Annotated in this window: 1 rRNA gene; it reads right to left on the bottom strand. The window is 56.9% G+C overall.

The annotated features are described in order from the left end of the window. Nucleotides 1-202 (bottom strand): 23S ribosomal RNA (locus OGX90_RS01165); the annotation flags it as partial.

The raw sequence follows: 202 nt of genomic DNA, 5'->3' as shown, positions 1-202 counted from the left end.
CCTCCGCCTACATGCTTAAACCGGGACAACCGTCGCCCGGCTAACATAGCCTTCTCCGTCCCCCCTTCGCAGTAACACCAAGTACAGGAATATTAACCTGTTTCCCATCGACTACGCCTTTCGGCCTCGCCTTAGGGGTCGACTCACCCTGCCCCGATTAACGTTGGACAGGAACCCTTGGTCTTCCGGCGTGCGGGTTTTT

This window comes from Citrobacter sp. Cpo012 (assembly GCF_030333015.1).
GTDB lineage: Bacteria > Pseudomonadota > Gammaproteobacteria > Enterobacterales > Enterobacteriaceae > Citrobacter > Citrobacter portucalensis.
The sequence above is the reverse complement of the archived record's forward strand: the minus strand, read 5'-3'. Positions and strand labels throughout refer to the sequence as shown.